This is a genomic window from Streptosporangium subroseum, assembly GCF_900188345.1.
Lineage (GTDB): Bacteria > Actinomycetota > Actinomycetes > Streptosporangiales > Streptosporangiaceae > Streptosporangium > Streptosporangium subroseum.
The window spans coordinates 63,513-82,009 of record NZ_FZOD01000020.1 but is presented as its reverse complement, the minus strand read 5'-3'; the positions used below and the strand labels follow the sequence as shown (position 1 = coordinate 82,009).

Below are 18,497 nucleotides of genomic sequence, written 5' to 3'. Positions count from 1 at the left end.
GAAGTGCGTCAAGGCTGGCGAGTCGTCGGATTGATCGTTCGGTGCGTGTTGCTGGTCGTCCTGCTCTGGGGCGCTCTGGTCACCGTGCTGAGTCTCAATCCCGTACCCCGGACGCAGGCGGAGTTCCGCGCCGCCGCGGCGGCCGGCAGGGTCACCGCCGTCGAGTTCAGGGAGCAGAACGGCGACCTCTCCTATGTGCGATGGACCGAGGGCCCGCTGGTCTGGCGTTGGGTCAGCCCGCGGCCACTCGTGGAGGACTCGGGCGTCTATACCGTCACGGATCTCAGGCGGGACCTGGGCGACGGCTCCGTCAGGACGATCAACGTCAGGGACAACACGGGCGGGGGGATGTTCCTGCCCCGCTGGCCCTTCGATGTGCGGGGGCCGGCCGCCGTCTGGGTCGCCGTGGCCTGGGTGATCACCATCCTGATCATGCTCGGCTCGACGCCCCGGCTGGGCAATCGGTGGGCCTGGTTCTGGATGTTCGGCATCGGGCAGGTCGGCGCGATCCTGTTCCTGCTGCTCGAACCCCGCCCGCTCTGGTTCCGGGCGGGAGAACGGCCGACCCCGCGCAAGCGGCTGGAGGGGGGTTTCGGCTTCCTCACGGCGATCGGGGTCGGCATAGTCACCGCATGGGTCACCGTCGCCCTCGGGCAGCTCGTGAACCTCGCCGTCGGCTAGGCTCCGGCCCGCTTGGCGGACCGCGCGGGCTCGGCGGACTCCTCGGGCTGTGAGGACTCCTCGGACGGTGAGGGCCGACCGGAAGGCGGGGACGTGCCGGGGTCGGCCGGCCGCGTCGGCTCGGACGGCCGTACGGGCCCGGTCGATTGCGTGGGCTCGGCCGGCTGTACGGGCTCCGGTGATTGTGCGAGTTCGGTTGTCCGCGCGGACTCCGGTGATGGTGTGGACTCGGCCGGCTGTGCGGGTCCGGTCGACTGCGAGGGCCCGGCGGGTCCGCCGTCCTCGGAGGGTTCGGTGTCTCCCGAGCGCTTGCCGGGCACCGCGCCTGCGGCCGCGGCCTGGAGGTCGGCGGCCTCACGACGGATCAGCATGATCCAGCCGCCGATCGCGATGCCGATGAACAGCCACCACTGCACGCCGTACGCCAGGTTGAGCCCGCCGCCCTCGCCGATGTCCGGCTCGGGCAGTGGCGCGGGTGCGGCGGTGGCCTTGGGCGACTGCTCGATCAGGTCCACGTATCCGCCGAGGAGTTTGTACGGCAGGCCGCGTCCGATCGCCTCGGTGTTGATCAATAGGACCTGCCCCTTGGGAAGCCCCTCCCGGTCCCGGATGCCGGAGGAGTCCTCGGTCTCGGTGGGACGTAGCCGTCCGGTGACAGTCACCTCACCCGAGACCGGCGGGGGAACCTCGGGGAGGGCGTCCGGTGTGGCTCCCGCCTTGACCCAGCCCCTGTTCACCAGCACGCCCGCCCCGCTCGCCGTGGTCAGCGGGGTGAGAACGTAGAAGCCGACCACACCGTCCTGGACGCGGCGGCGGACCACGAGCTGGGCTCCCGCGTCGAACGTTCCGGTGGCCGTGACGGAGCGGTATTTGTCCTGGACACGGACGGTGCCGCCCGGGGTGGTGAGCCTCTCCACGGGGACGGGTGCGGCGGCGAGGTTGCCGGCGGTCTGGTGGCTGGTCCCGGACCGCTCCTCGTAACGCCCGAACTGCCATCGCCCCAGCAGCACGAAGGAGGGGATGATCAGCAGCACCAGGACGTGGAAGGCGAGCCAGCGAGGAGTCAGCAGGAACCGGTACACGCACTCAAGGTTAGGCACCGTGTGCGTCGCCTCGTCCTTCGAGTGCGCCTTTCACCGTGGCAGACGCCTGGGATCGCCCGATTCACCGTGGCGAGGCGTCTGTGACCGCTCGGTTCACCGTGGGGATGGCCGGGATCGCCCGGTTCACCGTGGTGAGGCGCCCGGAAGGGCTTGATTCATCGTGATGAGGCGCCTGAGGCCGTTCGATCCATCGTGCCGAGGCGGCCGAGTGCGTTCGGTTCACCGTGATGGGGCGCCTGGAACCATGTGATTCACCATGGCGAGGCAGCCGGGACCGTTCGATCACTGGATTTGTCGGATTTGTCGAAGTTGCCGAAGTCGTTGAAAGACTGCCGGAGTCCACGGGCTTCGCGTACGGTCGGATGAGCTCACCCCCCGGAACGTCCCAGCACCTCCGGAGCGCGCCCCTGATGACTGTGCTCATGCCGACCCCCGTGGCTCCGATCGCGCTGCCCCGTCTGGGGGCGCTGCTGCGGCACGCGGCACCCCGGGTGCTGGAGGGCATGATCCTCCCGGTCGCCGTCTTCTACGCCGCGCTGGCCGCACTGGGGCTGTACGGCGCCCTGGCCGTGGCGGTGGCCTGGGTCTACGGCGGGGTCGTCTGGCGGCTGGTCAAGCGCAGAGGGGTCCCCGGCACGCTGTTGCTGGCGGCGGGCGCGGTCACGGTCAGGGCGGTGCTGGCCGGGGTGACGGAGAGCTCGATCTTCTTCTTCCTGCCGTCCTGCCTCGGGGTGTTCTGCGCGAGCATGGGGTTCCTGCTGACCGCCCCGCTGCGGCGGCCGCTGGCCCAGCGGGTGGCGAGCGACCTGATACCGCTGCCCGAGCATCTGCTGGAGCATTCGCTGATGCGTCGCTTCTTCGTACGGCAGTCGGTCCTGTGGGGCTGTGCGCAGATGGTCAACGCGGTGCTGAGCGTGTGGCTGCTGTTCAGCCTGACCACGGAGGCCTATCTCGTCGTCAGGACCTCGGCGGTCGCGGTGCTGCTCGGCGGCGCCGGGCTGATCTCGGTGCTCAGCCTGCGGCGCTGCCTGCGCGCGCTGGCTCGCTGACCGCCAACCCGGGACCCGGGATCGGCGTGACCTCCCGGGGGCCGGCGACCTCATGGCCGTCGGCGCAGCGGAAATGCTGCTCGACCAGGGCTCCGCAGCCGCGATGGGTGATGAGCACGGGAGGGCCGTCCGGGTCGGCGAGGTATCGGTCGCCCCACTGCATCAGCGCCATCATGGTCGGATAGAGGTCCAGCCCCATCTGCGTCAGCCGGTATTCGTCCCGCCGTCGCTGGCCGGGCTCGCGGTAGGGGACCTTGCGCAGGATCCCCTCCTCCACCAGGCGGGTCAGCCGGGCGCTCAGGACCTGCCTGGGCGCTCCCGTCGAGGCCTGCATGTCGGCGAAGCGCCGCACCCCGTTGAACGCCTCACGCAGCACCAGGAGCGTCCATTTCTCGCCGACGACGGCGAGGGTGCGCTCGATGGAGCAGTTGTCCACCCGCGCGTGCATGTGGCCGAGGGTCGCCTCACTCATGGTGGCATCGTAAATCGCCATCGTGTTACCTCCAACGTCATCTAAGTCTAGTTGACAGACTCAGCTCTCTCGCGAGAATCTGAGTCCATGATGGGAACTCAGCTGGCGGCGCACCAAGATCCGGCGCGGACCATGCCCGGAGAGCTCGAAAACGGAGACCTCGGAGGCCTTGAGAACATCGCGGACCTCGGGAGCCTCGGAGACCTTGAGGACTTCACGGACGTCGGAACCTTGGAGAACGTCGGAGACCTCGGGAGCGTCGGAGGTCTGGAGGACGTCGGGGGCCGCGAGGGCATCGGAGGCGTCACAACCCTGGAGAACATCGGGGACCTCAGAAGCATCGGGGGCCGTGAAAGCGCCGGAGACCTTGGAGAGGTCATCGAGATCCGTCCGGCGCGGATGGACGACGAGGAGCGGATCCGCTGCTTTCTGGCGGGACTGTCCACGCGCACGCAGACGCAGCGGTTCTTCACCGGGGTGAATCGCCCGAGCGCGAGCATGGTCCGGGCACTGCTCACGGTGGACGAGCGGCGCGACGCGCTGCTCGCCGTACGGGGAGAGCTCCTGGTAGGGCACGCGATGAGCTACCGGGGAGAAGGAACCGACATCGAGATAGCCGTCGTGGTGGGTGACGAGTGGCAGGGGCGAGGGGTCGGGGCCCGGCTCGTCCGCAGGCTGCTCCACCGGGCGTCGGTCGGCGGAGCCAGAACGTTGGGAATGGACGTGCTCGGGGACAACCGCAAGGTGCTCGCGATGATCCGCAGGGCATGGCCGGAAGCGACCATGAAGGTCTCCTCGGGGACGGTCCAGGTGGCCGCGACGACGTTGCTCTGAATCGGTGCCGTCGCCGTCACACCCGCCGTTCGGAGCCGATGGGAACCGCCGTGATCAAGCAACTATGATGAACTCGGCCTGGGGCGTGTCCGCGCCATTTGCGGAACAAGGTTCTGGTGCCTCACCATTGGGTCTGTGAAGACTGCCAAGAACGGACGCGACGGCCGCACCCGGATCGTCGAGGGTGCCCTGCGCCGATTCAGTCAGGATGGTGTCTCGGCCACCACGCTGGCCAGCCTCCGTGCGGAGAGCGGCGTCAGCGTCGGCAGTTTCTACCATCACTTCGCCAGCAAGGAACACGTCTTCGGCGTTCTCTACGCGGAGACCCTGCGGATGTACCAGGAGGCGTTCCTCGCCGAGCTGCGGAGGCACGAGGGTGCGAGAGAGGGCATCGAGGCGATCGTCGCCCTGCACATGTCCTGGAGCGGCGAACATCGCGAGCGAGCCCACCTGCTGATCAGCGAGCGACCGCCCCGGCGTGAGGAGCCGGGCGGCCCCGAGGTGTCGGAGTCGCGCCGCGCGTTCTTCAGGAAGGTCTCCGAGTGGTGGCGGCCCCACATGAAGGACGGCCTGCTCCAGCCCGTCCATCCGACGATGTGTTACGTGCTCTGGCTGGGCCCGGCCACCGAGATGTGCCGCCTGTGGTTCGCCGGGGCGCACCAGCCCACCCAGGAGGAGATCGCCGGCCTCTGCGAGGCGGCCTGGCAGAGCCTGCGGCAACAGGGCTCCTGATCCTTCTGAGTGCTCCGGCCCGAATCACGGGGGCTTTTCCGGGCCGGAGCGGTCTCAGTGGGCTCCCACCAGCTGGCGCGGCCGGGAGGAGACTCGCCAGACCTCGCTGTCCAGCGAGATGTCCAGCCACAGGTCCTGGCGCCGCCGCCGCAAGCCGGGCACGCGCACCCGGTCGCAGATGGCGAACCTGCCACGCTGGGAATAGCCGAACCCGAGCTCACCCGGAAGAACCCGTAACTCGTCCTGATTTCCACAGCGAGGACAGGTCCAGGCGACCAGATCCATGCCCCGGCGATAGTCGTGGCAGGCGCGGAAATACTCATCAGGCCGGAAACGGGACTCACAGGCGAAGCACGGGATCAACATCCTGGATCCTTTGGAACGGATGGTGCGGCTCCCAAGAAGTACCCCTCTCCGCTTGAGGCCCGCTTGCAGAATGCTTGCGACGGTGGGTGACGATCTCATCACTTGGAGTGATAGATACTCCCGGGCGGGAGGATCCGCCGCTCGCGTCGCGCGGTCCGTCGCAGGCCGTCGCACCGCCTGGCGTGGGAGGAGACCTCCGGTGCGAGGATGTCCTGGTGAACGATCTGCTGGACCGGCTCAGAGAGCTGCTTCTCGACACCGGCTACACCATCGACGGCGTCCGCGAGCGTCTCGGCGACGTCGCCGCCACCGCGCTCTCCCGCGAGGAGCCGGTGCCCGCCCTGCGCGCCACCGAAGGGGACGACCCGCTCGGCACGCTGGTCCGCCTGTGGTGGCTCGGCGCCGCCGTGGACGTGCGGAGGGCGCCCCGGGGCCTTCCGGTGGAAGAGCTGGCCGCCGCGGGCCTGGTGACCGTCGAGGGTGGCCGGATCACCTCCACGGTCCATCTGCAGCCCTGGGAGACCGGTGGCTACGTCGTCTCCGACCGCAAGGTCAGGCCGGGTGATCCGGCGCTGCGCGCGGACCACGTCGTCGGGGCGGGCGGGGCCTCGGCGAACCTGGCCCAGCTGGTGTCCCGCCGCCCGGTGGGACGTGCCCTCGATCTCGGCACCGGGTGCGGGGTCCAGGTGCTGCACCTGGACGGCCGGGCCGAGGAGATCGTGGCCACCGACGTCAACCCCCGCGCGCTGGATCTGGCCCGGCTGAGCTGGGGACTGTCCGGCATCCGGGAGGTGGACGCCCGGCAGGGCTCCCTGTTCGATCCCGTCCCCGGCGAGCGTTTCGACCTGATCGTCTCCAACCCGCCGTTCGTGATCTCCCCTGCCGGGCGGTTCTCCTACCGCGAGTCCGGTTTTCAGGCTGACGACTTCTGCCGCGATCTCGTACGGCTGGCGCCCCGCCACCTGGCCCCCGGCGGCACCTGCCAGCTTCTGGCCAACTGGTTGCACGTCGGCGGCGAGGACTGGCAGGACCGGGTGGGCGGCTGGCTGGCCGAGACCGGGTGCGACGGCTGGGCGGTCCAGCGCGACGTCCAGGATCCGGCCGAATACGTCGAGCTCTGGCTGAGGGACGCCGCGGAGCAGGGCACCCCGCGATATCGCGAGCTCTACGAGGACTGGCTGGGCTGGTTCGAGTCCGAGAACGTCACCGGGATCGGCTTCGGCTGGATCACCCTGAACGACTCGGGAAGCCTCGACCCGGTCGTGCGGGTGGAGGAGCTCGGCCATCGGGTGGAGCTCCCGGTCGGCGGATACGTGGACGAGGTGCTCGGCTCGATCACCGGAGCGCACCGGCTGACCGACGCGGAACTGCTGGGCGCCCGGCTCGCACCGGCCGACGGGATGCTGGAGGAGCGGATCGGCCCGCCCGGCGCGGAGGACCCGGCGAGGATCGTGCTCAGGCAGACGAGAGGGCTGCGCCGCAGTGCACAGGTGGGGACCGTGGAAGCAGCCCTCGCCGGAGTCTGCGACGGTCAATATCCACTGGATCCGCTGCTCGCGGCGATCGCGGAGCTCACCGGCGAAGACCCCGATGACCTGCGGGCGAAGGCCCCCGAGGGGCTCCGTTCGCTGATCGCCGAAGGGTTTTTCCACATATCCACAGGCTAGTTCTCCACAGCCTGTGGATATCGGCGCTATTGCTTGTCAATCCGATGTCAAACGCTGGAGGGGAAGCTCTGGCTGTGGGAGCACGGACCCGGGGGGAATGGGTCCGTGCCGAGTCCGGCCGGCCGTCACAGTGAGGCGGCCGGCCTCTGGGTGACGCACCGGATGACCCGGGCCCCCTACGCGTCACCCCGAGGTCCGACGGTCGGCCGGGCACCCCACATCCACCTTCAGGTCCCAGACCGACGGGAATCCCAGTGATCAACCATGTTTGGATGACGCGTCTCGACGACGACTGGTACGACGGTCTCGAGTCAGCCGTCGGCCTGGTCCCGTTCGAGCCGCCCCAGGCCGGCATGGTCCCGTTCGGCCTGACGCCGGTCGACCCGGTCCTCGTCGGCCCGGTCCCGGTCGAGCAGGGCCCGCAGGTCGCCGGCTTCGGGTGCCCCGAGTCTGGTGAAGATGACATGGGCCCGTTCCAGGCAGTCGCGGCTGCGCTCGGCCTCGCCGAGACCCGCGAGCGCCCTGCCTAACACCCCCAGAGCCTGCGCCTCGCCGTACGGGTGCCCGATCTCGCGGCTCACGGTCAGCGCCTGCTCCGCGTGACGGGTCGCGTCGGAGAACCGGCCCGCGGCGATGAACGTCTCGGCCAGCCGGGAGCAGACCCGCTGTTCCCACACCCGCTGGTTGCTGGCCCGGAAGAAGGCCAGGCACTCGGCGTGGTGATGGACCGCCTCGTTCAGCCGTCCCACCCGCGACAGCACCATCCCCAGGTGGTAGCGGGCCCTGGCGATGGCAGGGCTGGAACCGAGCTCGATCAGGATGGCCAGGCCCTGCTCGGCGGCGGCGATCGCCTCCTCAGGCTGTCCCAGGAACAGGTGGTCACGGGCGGAGTAACTGAGCGAGATGGCCTCGCCGCCCCGCGCGCCGAACTCCCTGAACACCTTGCGCGCCGCGTCGTACCAGGCCAGCGCCTCCACATGGCGGCGCTGGCGCCCGGACACGACGGCCAGCGCGTTGAGCACCTCACCGATGACGATGCGATCGCCTCCCGCGGACAACTCCAGCGAGGCCCGCAACTCCTCCTCCGCCTCGGTCAGCCGGTTGGCGCTGAACAGCACCCGCCCGAGAACGTAGCGGCAGCGCAACTCGCTGGACGTGGCGCCGAGCCGCTGGGCGACGGCGAGCAGCTCCCGCGCCTGGTTGTCGAAGTCGCGGACGTGGCTCCCCGACTCCAGCAGCGGCTCCATGGCGAGCAGCAGATCGGCTCCGGGCAGCAGCGCCTTGGCATCGTCGGTGCCGGTCGCCTGGGCGATCGACGCGAACAGCGCCTCAGCCTCAACCGACAGCCAGGCCACGGCCTCGTCGGCGGAGGCGAACGTGTGACCCTGCCCGGTGACCCCGAGCTGGTCGGCGATCGTGCTGCCCTCGTAGGCGAGCCGGTGCGCCGACTGCGCGGACGCCAGGTAGAAGTCGAGCAGCCGGCGCAGAGCCGCGCTCCCCTCGCCACCGGCGACCACGCTCACGTCGGACCCACGCCGGTCCGCCTGATCCGTCCCGCCGTCCCCGCTCTCGGATCCGGCGCGCCGCCCCTCCTGCTCCTCGGCGCGTTCCGCCGTACGGCGGGCGAAAAGCTTGAGCAGGTCGTGGAAGCGGTAGCGGCCGGAGGCGGGAGCCTCCAGCAGGCTGGCGTCCACCAGGGACTCCAGGATGTCCTCGGTGTCCATCGGGCTCAGCGCGAGCACCGCGGAGGCGGCCCCGATCGAGATGGCGGGCCCCCCGGGCAGGGAGAGCAGCCGGAACGCGCGGGCCTGGGCCGGGCTGAGCTGGCCGTACCCGAGGGCGAAGGTCGCCTCCACGGCGAGGTTGCCCACGCGCATCTCGTCCAGGCGACGGCGCTCGTCGGCCAGCCGGGGCACCAGCGAGGCGACGGTCCAGGAGGGCCGGGCGGCCAGGCGCGCCGCCACGATCCGCACCGCGAGCGGCAGGAACCCGCAAGCGGCGACCACGTCCATGGCGGCGGCGCGCTCCGCGGCCACCCTCTCGGTGCCGGCGACGGTGCCGAACAGGACCAGCGCCTCGTCGGGCTCCATGACGTCCAGGTCGACCAGCCGGGCCGCGGCCAGGTCGGCGAGTTTGCCGCGGCTGGTCACGATGGCCGCGCAACCGGGCGAGCCGGGAAGCAGGTGGCTTACCTGAGCGGCATCCCTGGCGTTGTCGAGCAGCACCAGCATTCGCCGCTCGGCCAGGAGCGAGCGGAAGAGCGCGGACCGCTCGGCCAGCCCGTCGGGGATGATGTCGGCGGGCAGGCCCAGCCCGCGGAGGAACGCCGCCAGCACGGACTCGGGGGCGGTCGGCTCCTCACCGTATCCGCGCAGGTCGGCATAGAGCTGACCGTCGGGGAACAGGTCCTGCATGGCATGGGCGACGTGCACCGCGAGGGCCGTCTTGCCGACGCCGCCGATCCCGGAGATGGCCGCCACCGGCACGCCCTCGGAACCGGTCTCAGCGGACAGCAGGGTGCGCAGCCGCGCGATGATCTGCCGGCGGCCGGTGAAATCGCTCACCGCCGCGGGGAGCTGCGCCGGACGCGGCAGCTCGGGTGCGTTGTGCGTTCCGTGCTGCTCGTGCTGGCTGGGCTGGCCGTGCTGGTTGGCCTCCGTGCTCTCCGCCTTCGCAGCGGGTTCCGGGGCGGCGGGCGCGGGCCGTACGGGATGGGTGACGGAGGCGGGCGCGAGGCTCGGATCGTCGATGAGGATGCGCTGGTGCAGGGCGGTCAGGTCGGAGCCCGGATCGATGCCGAGCTCCTCGATCAGGGCCGTACGGGTATCGGCGAAGGCCGTGAGCGCCTCCGCTTTGCGGCCGCACCGGTAGTAGGCCAGCATCAGCTGGGCACGGAGCCGCTCGCGAAGCGGATGGTCGGCGGTCAGCGCAATCAGCTCTGAGACGACGTCCGCGTGCCTTCCCAGCTCCAGATCCAGGTCCATCAGGACTTCCAGCACGCTCATCCGGCGCTCCACGAGCCGGTCGCGCTGGTGCTCGGCATAGGGCCCGACGGCCCCGGCGAGCGGCTCCCCGGCCCACAGCGCCAGGCTCGCGCGCAGGCTCTCGGCGGCCCCGCCGACATCCCCGGCACGGCGTGCGGCCTCGGCCTCCTGAACGCCCCGGTCGAAGAGGACCAGGTCGAGCGTGCTGTCGTTCAGGCGCAGCGCGTATCCCCGGCCCACCGAGGTGAGCAGCTCGGGGCGGGTGCGCGGGGACCTGCCCGGCTCAAGCACGGACCGCAGCCTGGAGACGTAGGTGCGCAGCGCGCCGAGCGCCCGGGGCGGGGCGTCCTCGCCCCAGATCGCGTCGATCATCTCGGCCGGCGTCACCGCCCGGCCCTCGCGCAGCAGCAGCATCGCCAGAATGGACCGTTGCAGCGGAGTGCCCAGGTCGAGCTCGGTTCCGTCACGCCAAGCCTGGACAGGGCCGAGCACGGCGAAGCACAACCCGCCTTCGCTGCCCTGAACAGCCATTTCCCGAATCTCCGCCCTAACGGAAAGTTTTATGGCCAAATGATAGGTCCTTCGCCGCTTACCTCGTAGGTAGAGGCTTGCTCGCCAACGTATGCGTTGATCGGAAACTAATCGGGTGTTGAGTCATAACGATGATGCTGGGGCATGTCGGGCATGGCCCCATACGGGGGCGGCCATGCCCGACATGTCGGTGGGTTGCAGGAGTTGATAAAGGCGTTGTAAGTGAAGTGAAGGTGGGCGGACCTATCAATAAGCCGTGGCTCCAGTGAAAAAGGGGCCATATCCGCCTCATCAAGGAGACCCCCCATGCGTCGCACGATCCGCAACCTCCTCGGTCTGACCGCGGCCACCGCCGTCATCGCGGTCGGTGTTCCGGCCCTCACCTCTTCCGCTTCGGCCACCTCCTCCGCTTCGGCGACCTCGGCCGCCACGCTCACCGCGGGTTCGGCCGCCTCCAGCGACTATGACGAATACTGGGGCTACTACTACTCCAAATACTTCAACGGCTCCCGGGCGAAGGCCAAGGGCCACGTCTGGAGCGACGGCTCCGACAGGATCCACGTCCAGGGCAGGCTCTACGACCAGTTCTCCCCCAGCTGGCTCTGTGGCTACGCCCAGGTCAAGTTCGAGAACGAGGACGGCGACGAGAACATCCGCTGGGCCAGAAAGTGCGGCTCCAACGGTTACCGGTCGTTCCACTTCTCGGCCCACGACGTCGACAACGTCCAGGTCAGGGTCTGCTACTGGGACAACCACAACGCCAAGAAGAAGTCCTGCGGCAAGTGGTACTACATCTACGAGGTCGACGGCGACGAGTAGTTTCGGCGAACCGGCCGGAAGATGAATAGTTCGTGTACGAAAAACGTCAGACGAACATCAGGCCCGCCCGGAATCCGGGCGGGCCTTTGTTCCATAAAGTCATCGAAGTGATGGGTTCGTTGTTATGTCGACGTCATCGAAGTGACAGGTTTGTCGCCGCGCCGCTTCCACGCTGTCGCCATACCGCTTCCACGCCGCCGTCGCCGCGCGGCGACGGCCCGGTTCGGCCGTGCTGCCAGGGCCGAGGCGGAAAGGAAGGACAGGCGCCCCAAGGGGTCGCAGCGGTCACGGCGTCACAGCGCCGCGACCTCGCGGCGCCCCTGTGTCTCGCTACGTCTCGCTACGCGGCTTCGGCCAGGCCCAGTCGCGCGTGGATCCGTTCTCGGACGAGCGGCCATTCGGAACTGAGGATCGAGTAGTACGCGGTATCTCGGACCGTGTCGTCGGAGCCTCGGGCCTCCGCTCGCCGCACACCGTCAAGTTGTGCGCCGAGGGCTTCGATGGCGGCCCGGGACCGTACGTTACGTACGTCGGCCTTCAGGGTTATCCGGTGGACCTGCCACGTCTCGAAGGCGAGGGAGAGCATCAGGTATTTGCTCTCCCGGTTGACACCTGTGCCTTGGGCCGAAGCGGCCAGCCAGGTGTAACCGATGTCCGCCACGGACGGGACGTCGCCCACAGCCCCATGCGCGCCCGGTGGCCAGGGCATGGGGCCCTGCCAGTACTCCAGGTTCATGAGGCGGGTGGCACCGACGATGCGGTCGGTGTGGAGCCACCGGATGGCGAAGGGCATCGTGCGGCCCTTCGCCTGCTCAGCCAGAGTGGCCTCCACGTAGGAGACCATCTCGTCCCGGCCTTGGGGAACGCGCGTGAAGGCGTAAGTGGAACGGTCTTCACACGCCGCGGCGACGAGGTCGTCGACCGCCGCGAGGCTGAGCGGTTCCAGGCGCACGGAGCGCCCGGACAGGGTGACAAAAGCGGGCATGAGCACATGATGGGGGCTGACTCATATGCCCGGTGCCAAACGACACGAGACATCTTGGTGAGCATCAGGAAAAGCATCTGTCCTACTGGCCACTGAAGTGTAAAACCGCAGGTCAGCAATGTGAATACTACCCCGGGCGCCTCCCGGCGCCCGGACAGATTTTTACCGGCCGACGTCCCCGACGATCACCCCGTCACGGAGGCCGGGGCGAGCCTCACGCGTCCGTGCCGCAGAGGTGCTCGCCGCATGGCGTAGAGACCGGTCAGGGCTTCGCTCAGATGGTCCAGCGAGGCCGAGATCCAGGGGAGTTCGAGCGGATCGGGAGCGCCCAGCGCGGCCAGCCGCTGCTCGGTCGTCTCGCCGTACAGGAGGCTGGTCGCCACGCGCGCCCGCAGGGCCCTGGGATCGTCGCCGAAGACGTGGCCGGCGAGCACCCCGACACCGTGCTCGTCGAGCAGGTGGGTGGCCAGGTCGGCGGAGGTCGCGAAGTCCAGCCCGGCGAAGTGGGGGTAGAGATAGAAGCCGCCCTGCGGCGCGGCCACCCGCGCACCCGCCAGGACGAACCTCTTGTGTACGGCCCGCGCCACCGTGCCGTGCAGCCGGCGGCTCTCGTCGATCCGCCGGACGAGCTCGGCCGGTTCGGTGAAGGCGTAGGCCGCCGCCTGCTGAACGGGGGCGGCCGGGCTGGACCAGATCTCGCTGGCCACCGCGAGCAGCCGGTCGCGCAGCCCGACGGACGGAAGCCTTGACACGCCGATCCGCCAGCCGCCGATGGCGAGGCTCTTGCTGAGCCCACTGGTGATCACGGTGCGCTCGGGGGCCAGGTCCGCCGGGCTGAGGAAGCCGGTGGCGCCGGGATCGTGGACCAGGTCGCGGTAGATCTCGTCGGAGATGATCGTCAGATCGAGCTCGCGGGCCACCTCGACGATCCGCCTGACGGTGCTCGCGGAGGCCAGCGTTCCGCTGGGGTTGTCGGGCAGCGTGACCAGCAACGAGCGCACCTCACGTCCCCGGGACCGCGCGCGCAGGACCGCGGACACGACGTGCTCGGGATCCGGCACCCCTCCCTCGCCGGGGGGTGCGGGAACGAACAGGGGACGTGCCCCGACCAGGTCGGCCTGGGCGGCGTAGCTGACCCAGCTCGGCATCGGCAGCACGATGTCGCCGCCGATCGCGAGCAGCAGGCCGTACAGCAGGGCCTTGCTCCCGGGGCCGCAGACCACCAGCTCGGGGTCGGTGGGAAGTCCTCGCCGGTGCCAGTATCCGGCGGCGGCCTCGCGCAGGGCGCTCGCGCCGGCGACCGGTCCGTATCCGTTGTGCTCGGACGCCGCGATCAGCCGTTCGCGCAGGGCCGGATGAACGGGCAGACCCGCCTCCCCGAAGGCCAGGTGCAGCACGCGCTCACCGGCACGCCGTCTTCGTTCGATCTCCTCGTTCGCCGCCAGGGTGGCGGACAGGGTCACGTTCATCGCGGGTCCTTCCCGGTCGTTGCGGAACGTTCCCAAGCCTGATGGGATGAAAGCATCAGGACAAGCTTCGGTTGTTGTGGGTAGGCATAAGGAAGTCTGATGCTTGATTTACGGCGTCTTGCTGTGATCTGTGAGTTCGCCCGCCGGGGCAGTATCGCCGCGACCGCGCTTTCTCTGGGCTACAGTCCCTCGGCGGTCTCCCAGCAGCTGGCCGCGCTGGAACGCGAGGCGGGGGCGGTGCTGATCGACAGGACCGCCCGGAGTGCCGAGCTGACCGACGCGGGACGCCGTCTGGTCGAGCACGCCGAGCGGATCCTCTCCATGGTGGAGACCGCCGAGTCCGACCTGTCGGCCCAGGCGGCGACGCCGGCGGGCCGGGTAACGGTGACCGCCTTCCCGACCGCCGCGGTGGCTTTCGCGCCCGCGCTGGCCAGGACGCTGCGCCGCCACAGCGCGCTGACCCTGCGGATGGGACAGGGGCGTTCTGGGCGCGGAATGCGTGAGGTGCAGTCGGGAGAGGTGGACATCGCGCTGGTGGACGACTGGTACGGCCGGGTGCGCGAATCGGACACGCTGCGGGTCTTCCCCCTGCTGCACGACCCGCTGGTGCTCGTGGTGCCGCGCAAGCACCGGCTGGCCTCGCCGGACGTGCCCGTGGACCTGCGCGAGCTGCGGGACGAGCCGTGGATGGCCACCCCGGACGGCGAGCCCTCGCGGCTGGCCGTGGACCGCCTGATGGCCGACGTCGGCGGTGCCCAGCCGGTGCCCTGGGAGTTCGAGGGGCTGGGCACGATCCTCGGCCTGGTCGCCAAGGGCATCGGTATCGCGGCCGTTCCCGCCCTGGCGCTGGCCGCCGGGGTCCGCGGCATCGTCGTCCGCGAGTTTCCGGGCTCTCCGGTCGGCCGCGACGTCCACGCCGTCGCCCGCGCCTCCAGCGTCCACCGTCCCGCGGTCTCCGTCACCCTCCGGGCCGTGCACGTCGCCGCACGCCTCCTCGCCGCCGACCTCGAGGCGATCGAACTCGCCTCCCGGTGACATCGCCTCCCGGTGACCTCGCCGTACGCTTCCCGGCGGCCGTCCTCGAAGCGGCTGAACCCGCCTCCAGGTGGTCGTCGCGCGTTTCCATGCGGCCGTCCTTGAAGTGGTCGGGCTCGCCTCCCGGTAACGGTCGTCGCACGCTTCCATGCGGCCGTCCCTGAAGTGGTCGGGCTCGCCTCCCGGTAACGTCGGAACGTGCCTCCCTCCTATGCGCTCGAACGGTTGCTGAACGCCGGCGGATCCAAGCTGGTGGCCGGGGTGGACGAGGTCGGGCGAGGAGCCTGGGCGGGGCCGGTGGCGGTCTGCGCGGTGGTCACCGACCTGTCGGAGCCGCCCGCGGGCCTGACCGACTCCAAGATGCTCAGCCCCGCCCGGCGCGACGCCATGGTCCCCGAGATCACCGCTTGGGCCGCCGGGATCGGGTACGGCGAGGCGACACACGAGGAGATCGACGCGCTCGGCATGACCGAGGCCCTGCGCCGCGCGGCCACAAGGGCGCTGGCCGAGCTGCCGGTGAGGCCCGACGTGGTCATCCTCGACGGCAAGCACGACTACCTGGGCCCGCCGTGGCCGGTCCGATGCGAGATCAAGGGTGATCTGTCCTGCGTCTCCGTGGCCGCGGCCTCCGTGATCGCCAAGGTCCGCCGTGACGCCTACATGGCCTCGCTCGGTTTCGAGGAGTACGGCTTCGCCGACAACGCGGGCTACCCCTCTCCGGTCCACCAGGAGGCTCTGGCCTCTCTCGGGCCGACGGAACACCACCGCCTGTCCTGGTCCTACCTCGACGACCTGCCCCGGTGGCGCCACCTCAAGAGGCACCGCAACCCGCTGGCCGGAGAGGGTCAGCTCGGGCTTTTCGGATAGCCCGGGCCCTTCGAGCGAGCCGGGCCGAACGAGGGTCATCCGGGCCTTTCCGGAGGGTTCGGGTTCTTCGAGCGAGCCGGGTCGAACGAGGGGCACCCCGGTCTCTCCGGAGGGTTCGGGTTCTTCGAGTTCTTCAAACGAGCCGGGCCGTCGGTTGGATCGAACGGCTGACGAGTGTCATCCCGGCCTCTCCGGGGGGTTCGGGCTCTCCGAGCGAGCCGGGCCGGTCGGGCGGATCGAGCGCCGGACGGGGGAGTCATCGGCGGAGTCCCGTCGAATTTCCCGCACCCGCGGACCCCGGGCCGTGGTCTGAGGAGGATGGCACCATGCGTATCGGTGTCTTTCTGGTCGTGGCGGGGTTTCCGGGCCGGGAGCCGGGCGAGGTGCTGCGGGACACGGTGGAGGCGGTCGTGGCCGCCGAGGAGGCGGGGTTCGACGACGCGTGGATCGCCGAGCACCACTTCATGTCGTACGGCGTGTGCCCGTCGGCGGTGACGCTGGCGGGCGTGGCGCTGGGCCGTACCGTCAGGATCCGGGTCGGGACGGCGGTGAGCGTCCTGTCCACGCAGCACCCGGTGGCGCTGGCCGAACAGGCGGCGATCCTCGACCAGGTCTCGGGCGGACGGTTCGTGCTCGGGGTGGGTCGGGGCGGGCCCTGGGTGGACCTGGAGGTGTTCGGGACGGGGCTGGCCAGGTTCGAGCGGGGTTTCCCCGAGTCGCTGGATCTGTTGTGCGCTGCCCTGAACGGCGAGACGGTCTCGGCGGACGGGGAGTTCTTCCGGTTCAGGGAGGTGCCCATGGTCCCGGCCGCCAGGCTCAGACCCGTGGTGGCGTGCACCTCGCCGCGGACCGTGGAGCTCGCCGCGGAGCGGGGGCTGCCGATGTTGCTGGGGATGCACATCGGTGACGCGGACAAGGCGGACATGATCCGGGCCTACGGGCGCGAGGATCCCGGGCACGTGGCCGCGGTCGTGGGACACGTGGGCGACTCGACGGCGCAGGCCGTACGGGAGCTGAGGGAGACCATGCCGCGGTGGCTGGGGCCGGGGCTCGCGGGTTACGTGCCGGTGGACGGCCGAGCGCGGTCAGATCGCGATATTTCGGGTTATGTGGATTTTCTCTGCGACACGCACCCGGTCGGCTCGCCCGACCACTGCGTCGAGAAGATCAACCGAACCGCGGAGGTCACCGGCCTGCGGCACCTGATCCTCATGGTCGAGGGTGCGGGCGATCATGCCCGCACCCTCGAGAACATCAGGCGGCTCGGGGCCGAGGTGCTGCCCCGAATCCGGGGTCGTGCCCTCTAGGGCATTTCCCTGGACCAGGGTTGCGCTCCGGGAAGGTCGTCTCCCCGGGGTCGCTTCCCAGGCTCGTGGTCATGCCCCTGGGGCATGTTTGCGGGCCCTGATCGTCGTGCTTCCGAGGAGCGCGACCTGGAGCCGCTCGCCGGGCCCCTGGCCAGGCCCCTTGAAGCGCGAGCCTCAGCAGTCGACGAGCTCGGGCGACTGGTTGAGAATCTGGGACCTGGCGGTGACGAACTCCGCGTGGGCCCTGGTGGCGGCCGGGTCGAAGACCGCGACCCGGTGGCAGTTCTGGAAGGCCAGCTTCACCTGGAAGTGGCGCTCCAGGGCGCCGCGCATGGAGTCGCTCGCGAGACAGCGCAGGAGCTGTCCCCGGGCGGTCTCGTCCGGCGGCGGAACGGTGTTGTCGGCGAACTCGGCGCCGGTGTGGTCGCGTTGCTTGACCAGCTCGCTGATCACCGACCATGCGTAGGGCAGGGAGTCACGGACGCAGGCGACAAACGCCTCATCGTCGACCTCACCGGCTTTCGCCTGGTCGAGAAGATCGTTCGAAACGGTCAGCGACATGCTGCGTTCTCCTCTCAGAAGGGGATCATTCAGACACTAGGTCGGGCTCGGTGATCGCTCCATCTAGCGCGAGAGCGACACTCGTGTGGGCCCGAAGACGAAGTCCGGGTCGATCTGGGCGGCGAGATCCTCGCCGGTGGCCCTGTTCGCCCAGGCCTCCGCGTTGCGGAGGTGAAACCGTATGGCCTGGCGGCCGAAGCGGGACCAGTCCTTCTCCTGGGCGTCAAGGTGCGTCAGGAGCCTTCCCAGCGCCGCGGAGTTGGCGGGTTCGAGGTCCTGCAGGGTGAACGGACGGCCCTGCTCCATCGCGCGGATCGCCGCCGAGTGCTCAAGGCAGACCAGCAGGTCGTCGCCGACGTGCTCGCGCAGGAACGCCACGTCGTCGGGGCCGTGCACCTTGTTGCCGACCACCACGATCGGCACGTCGTAGTCGGCGGCGTAGTCGCGATACTGGCGATACACGCTCACCCCCTGGCGGGTCGGCTCGGCGACCAGGAAGGTCAGATCGAAGCGGGTGAACAGCCCGGAGGCGAAGGAGTCGGCCCCGGCGGTCATGTCCACCACGACGTACTCGCCCGCGCCGTCGACGAGATGGTTGAGATACAGCTCCACCGCGCCCACCTTGGAGTGGTAGCAGGCCACTCCCAGGTCGTCCTCGCTGAACGGGCCGGTGACCATCAGCCGCGGCCCCTCCGGGGTGACGGTGGCGAATCCGGTGTGGATCGGGTCGCCGGGCTCGTCCAGGCGCAGCAGTCGCGAGCCGCGCCCGGGAGGGGTGGTTTTGACCATCGCGGAGGCCGAGGAGATGCGCGGGTTGTCGCCCCGCAGGTATTCCTTGATCTCGGCCAGGTGTGAGCCCATCGGCCGGGGCAGCGCGCCGTCGGCCATGCCCAGGGCCATTCCCAGATGCTGGTTGATGTCCGCGTCGACCGCGACGACCGGCCCGCCGTGGCTCGCTGTGTATCTCGCGAACAGCGCCGACAGAGTCGTCTTGCCGCTTCCGCCCTTACCGACGAACGCCACCCTCACAACAGC

At 69.8% G+C, this 18,497-nt stretch carries 17 protein-coding genes; 9 read left to right on the top strand and 8 right to left on the bottom strand.

The window, feature by feature from the left end:
• The first annotated feature begins 45 nt into the window (after positions 1-45).
• Complete coding sequence (locus CHC08_RS21190) at positions 46-681, top strand: hypothetical protein (protein WP_089209072.1); 636 nt, start codon at positions 46-48, stop codon at positions 679-681.
• On the opposite strand, the gene CHC08_RS21185 is transcribed toward CHC08_RS21190, so the two are convergent.
• The gene (locus tag CHC08_RS21185; RefSeq protein WP_245878450.1) at positions 678-1,763 is read right to left on the bottom strand and encodes an SURF1 family cytochrome oxidase biogenesis protein; all 1,086 of its coding nucleotides are present in this window, start codon (positions 1,761-1,763) and stop codon (positions 678-680) included. The genes CHC08_RS21190 and CHC08_RS21185 overlap by 4 nt on opposite strands.
• Before the next feature lie 431 nt (positions 1,764-2,194).
• Between CHC08_RS21185 and CHC08_RS21180 the strand changes: the two genes are divergently transcribed.
• The gene (locus tag CHC08_RS21180) at positions 2,195-2,833 is read left to right on the top strand and encodes a VC0807 family protein (protein WP_089209071.1); all 639 of its coding nucleotides are present in this window, start codon (positions 2,195-2,197) and stop codon (positions 2,831-2,833) included.
• Here CHC08_RS21180 and CHC08_RS21175 read toward each other — a convergent pair.
• Positions 2,796-3,305, bottom strand: a complete 510-nt coding sequence (locus tag CHC08_RS21175) for a winged helix-turn-helix transcriptional regulator (RefSeq protein WP_245878449.1) — start codon at positions 3,303-3,305, stop codon at positions 2,796-2,798. The two genes, CHC08_RS21180 and CHC08_RS21175, sit on opposite strands and share 38 nt — an antisense overlap.
• An 87-nt stretch (positions 3,306-3,392) precedes the next feature.
• On the opposite strand from CHC08_RS21175, the gene CHC08_RS51585 reads away from it, so the two are divergent.
• A complete protein-coding gene (locus CHC08_RS51585; protein WP_245878448.1) occupies positions 3,393-4,139 on the top strand; it encodes a GNAT family N-acetyltransferase in 747 nt (248 codons plus the stop codon).
• A gap of 135 nt (positions 4,140-4,274) precedes the next feature.
• The gene (locus CHC08_RS21165) at positions 4,275-4,871 is read left to right on the top strand and encodes a TetR/AcrR family transcriptional regulator (protein ID WP_089209069.1); all 597 of its coding nucleotides are present in this window, start codon (positions 4,275-4,277) and stop codon (positions 4,869-4,871) included.
• Positions 4,872-4,925: 54 nt separating this feature from the next.
• Here CHC08_RS21165 and CHC08_RS21160 read toward each other — a convergent pair whose 3' ends face one another.
• Positions 4,926-5,237 (bottom strand): hypothetical protein, encoded by a 312-nt coding sequence (locus CHC08_RS21160; protein WP_089209068.1) that lies wholly within the window; start codon positions 5,235-5,237, stop codon positions 4,926-4,928.
• A gap of 215 nt (positions 5,238-5,452) precedes the next feature.
• Between CHC08_RS21160 and CHC08_RS21155 the strand changes: the two genes are divergently transcribed.
• Positions 5,453-6,904 (top strand): DUF7059 domain-containing protein, encoded by a 1,452-nt coding sequence (locus CHC08_RS21155; RefSeq protein ID WP_089209067.1) that lies wholly within the window; start codon positions 5,453-5,455, stop codon positions 6,902-6,904.
• 311 nt (positions 6,905-7,215) lie between these two features.
• Here the strand turns inward: CHC08_RS21155 and CHC08_RS21150 are convergent, their stop codons facing one another.
• Positions 7,216-10,419: an AfsR/SARP family transcriptional regulator gene (locus CHC08_RS21150; RefSeq protein WP_089209066.1), complete on the bottom strand. Its 3,204-nt coding sequence runs from the start codon at positions 10,417-10,419 to the stop codon at positions 7,216-7,218.
• A gap of 306 nt (positions 10,420-10,725) precedes the next feature.
• On the opposite strand from CHC08_RS21150, the gene CHC08_RS21145 reads away from it, so the two are divergent.
• On the top strand, positions 10,726-11,238 hold the full coding sequence (locus tag CHC08_RS21145; protein WP_089209065.1) for a hypothetical protein: 513 nt from the start codon (positions 10,726-10,728) through the stop codon (positions 11,236-11,238).
• A gap of 340 nt (positions 11,239-11,578) precedes the next feature.
• Here the strand turns inward: CHC08_RS21145 and CHC08_RS21140 are convergent, their stop codons facing one another.
• Entirely contained in the window at positions 11,579-12,223 is a 645-nt protein-coding gene (locus tag CHC08_RS21140) for a GNAT family N-acetyltransferase (protein ID WP_089209130.1), read from the bottom strand.
• Positions 12,224-12,408: 185 nt separating this feature from the next.
• A complete protein-coding gene (locus CHC08_RS21135; protein WP_089209064.1) occupies positions 12,409-13,692 on the bottom strand; it encodes a pyridoxal phosphate-dependent aminotransferase in 1,284 nt (427 codons plus the stop codon).
• Between the two features lie 99 nt (positions 13,693-13,791).
• Between CHC08_RS21135 and CHC08_RS21130 the strand changes: the two genes are divergently transcribed.
• The 3 genes from CHC08_RS21130 to CHC08_RS21120 all read left to right on the top strand — a co-directional run bounded on the left by CHC08_RS21130 (position 13,792) and on the right by CHC08_RS21120 (position 16,901).
• Positions 13,792-14,727: a LysR family transcriptional regulator gene (locus tag CHC08_RS21130; protein ID WP_089209063.1), complete on the top strand. Its 936-nt coding sequence runs from the start codon at positions 13,792-13,794 to the stop codon at positions 14,725-14,727.
• 198 nt (positions 14,728-14,925) lie between these two features.
• A complete protein-coding gene (locus CHC08_RS21125; protein WP_089209062.1) occupies positions 14,926-15,594 on the top strand; it encodes a ribonuclease HII in 669 nt (222 codons plus the stop codon).
• A gap of 326 nt (positions 15,595-15,920) precedes the next feature.
• Positions 15,921-16,901 (top strand): LLM class flavin-dependent oxidoreductase, encoded by a 981-nt coding sequence (locus CHC08_RS21120; RefSeq protein ID WP_089209061.1) that lies wholly within the window; start codon positions 15,921-15,923, stop codon positions 16,899-16,901.
• A 174-nt stretch (positions 16,902-17,075) separates the two neighbouring features.
• Here the strand turns inward: CHC08_RS21120 and CHC08_RS21115 are convergent, their stop codons facing one another.
• Together CHC08_RS21115 and CHC08_RS21110 are read right to left on the bottom strand one after the other, a co-directional pair.
• Positions 17,076-17,462, bottom strand: a complete 387-nt coding sequence (locus CHC08_RS21115) for an SCO5389 family protein (RefSeq protein ID WP_089209060.1) — start codon at positions 17,460-17,462, stop codon at positions 17,076-17,078.
• A gap of 63 nt (positions 17,463-17,525) precedes the next feature.
• On the bottom strand, positions 17,526-18,491 hold the full coding sequence (locus CHC08_RS21110; protein ID WP_089209059.1) for an ATP-binding protein: 966 nt from the start codon (positions 18,489-18,491) through the stop codon (positions 17,526-17,528).
• Positions 18,492-18,497: the final 6 nt, after the last annotated feature.

Coding starts and splice junctions, on each gene's coding strand:
- CHC08_RS21115 (WP_089209060.1), bottom strand. CDS start 17,462: ATGTCGCTGACCGTTTCGAACGATCTTCTCGACCAGGCGAAAGCCGGT.
- CHC08_RS51585 (WP_245878448.1), top strand. CDS start 3,393: ATGATGGGAACTCAGCTGGCGGCGCACCAAGATCCGGCGCGGACCATG.
- CHC08_RS21180 (WP_089209071.1), top strand. CDS start 2,195: ATGACTGTGCTCATGCCGACCCCCGTGGCTCCGATCGCGCTGCCCCGT.
- CHC08_RS21160 (WP_089209068.1), bottom strand. CDS start 5,237: ATGTTGATCCCGTGCTTCGCCTGTGAGTCCCGTTTCCGGCCTGATGAG.
- CHC08_RS21130 (WP_089209063.1), top strand. CDS start 13,792: ATGCTTGATTTACGGCGTCTTGCTGTGATCTGTGAGTTCGCCCGCCGG.
- CHC08_RS21145 (WP_089209065.1), top strand. CDS start 10,726: ATGCGTCGCACGATCCGCAACCTCCTCGGTCTGACCGCGGCCACCGCC.
- CHC08_RS21175 (WP_245878449.1), bottom strand. CDS start 3,305: ATGAGTGAGGCGACCCTCGGCCACATGCACGCGCGGGTGGACAACTGC.
- CHC08_RS21140 (WP_089209130.1), bottom strand. CDS start 12,223: ATGCCCGCTTTTGTCACCCTGTCCGGGCGCTCCGTGCGCCTGGAACCG.
- CHC08_RS21150 (WP_089209066.1), bottom strand. CDS start 10,419: ATGGCTGTTCAGGGCAGCGAAGGCGGGTTGTGCTTCGCCGTGCTCGGC.
- CHC08_RS21135 (WP_089209064.1), bottom strand. CDS start 13,692: ATGAACGTGACCCTGTCCGCCACCCTGGCGGCGAACGAGGAGATCGAA.
- CHC08_RS21120 (WP_089209061.1), top strand. CDS start 15,921: ATGCGTATCGGTGTCTTTCTGGTCGTGGCGGGGTTTCCGGGCCGGGAG.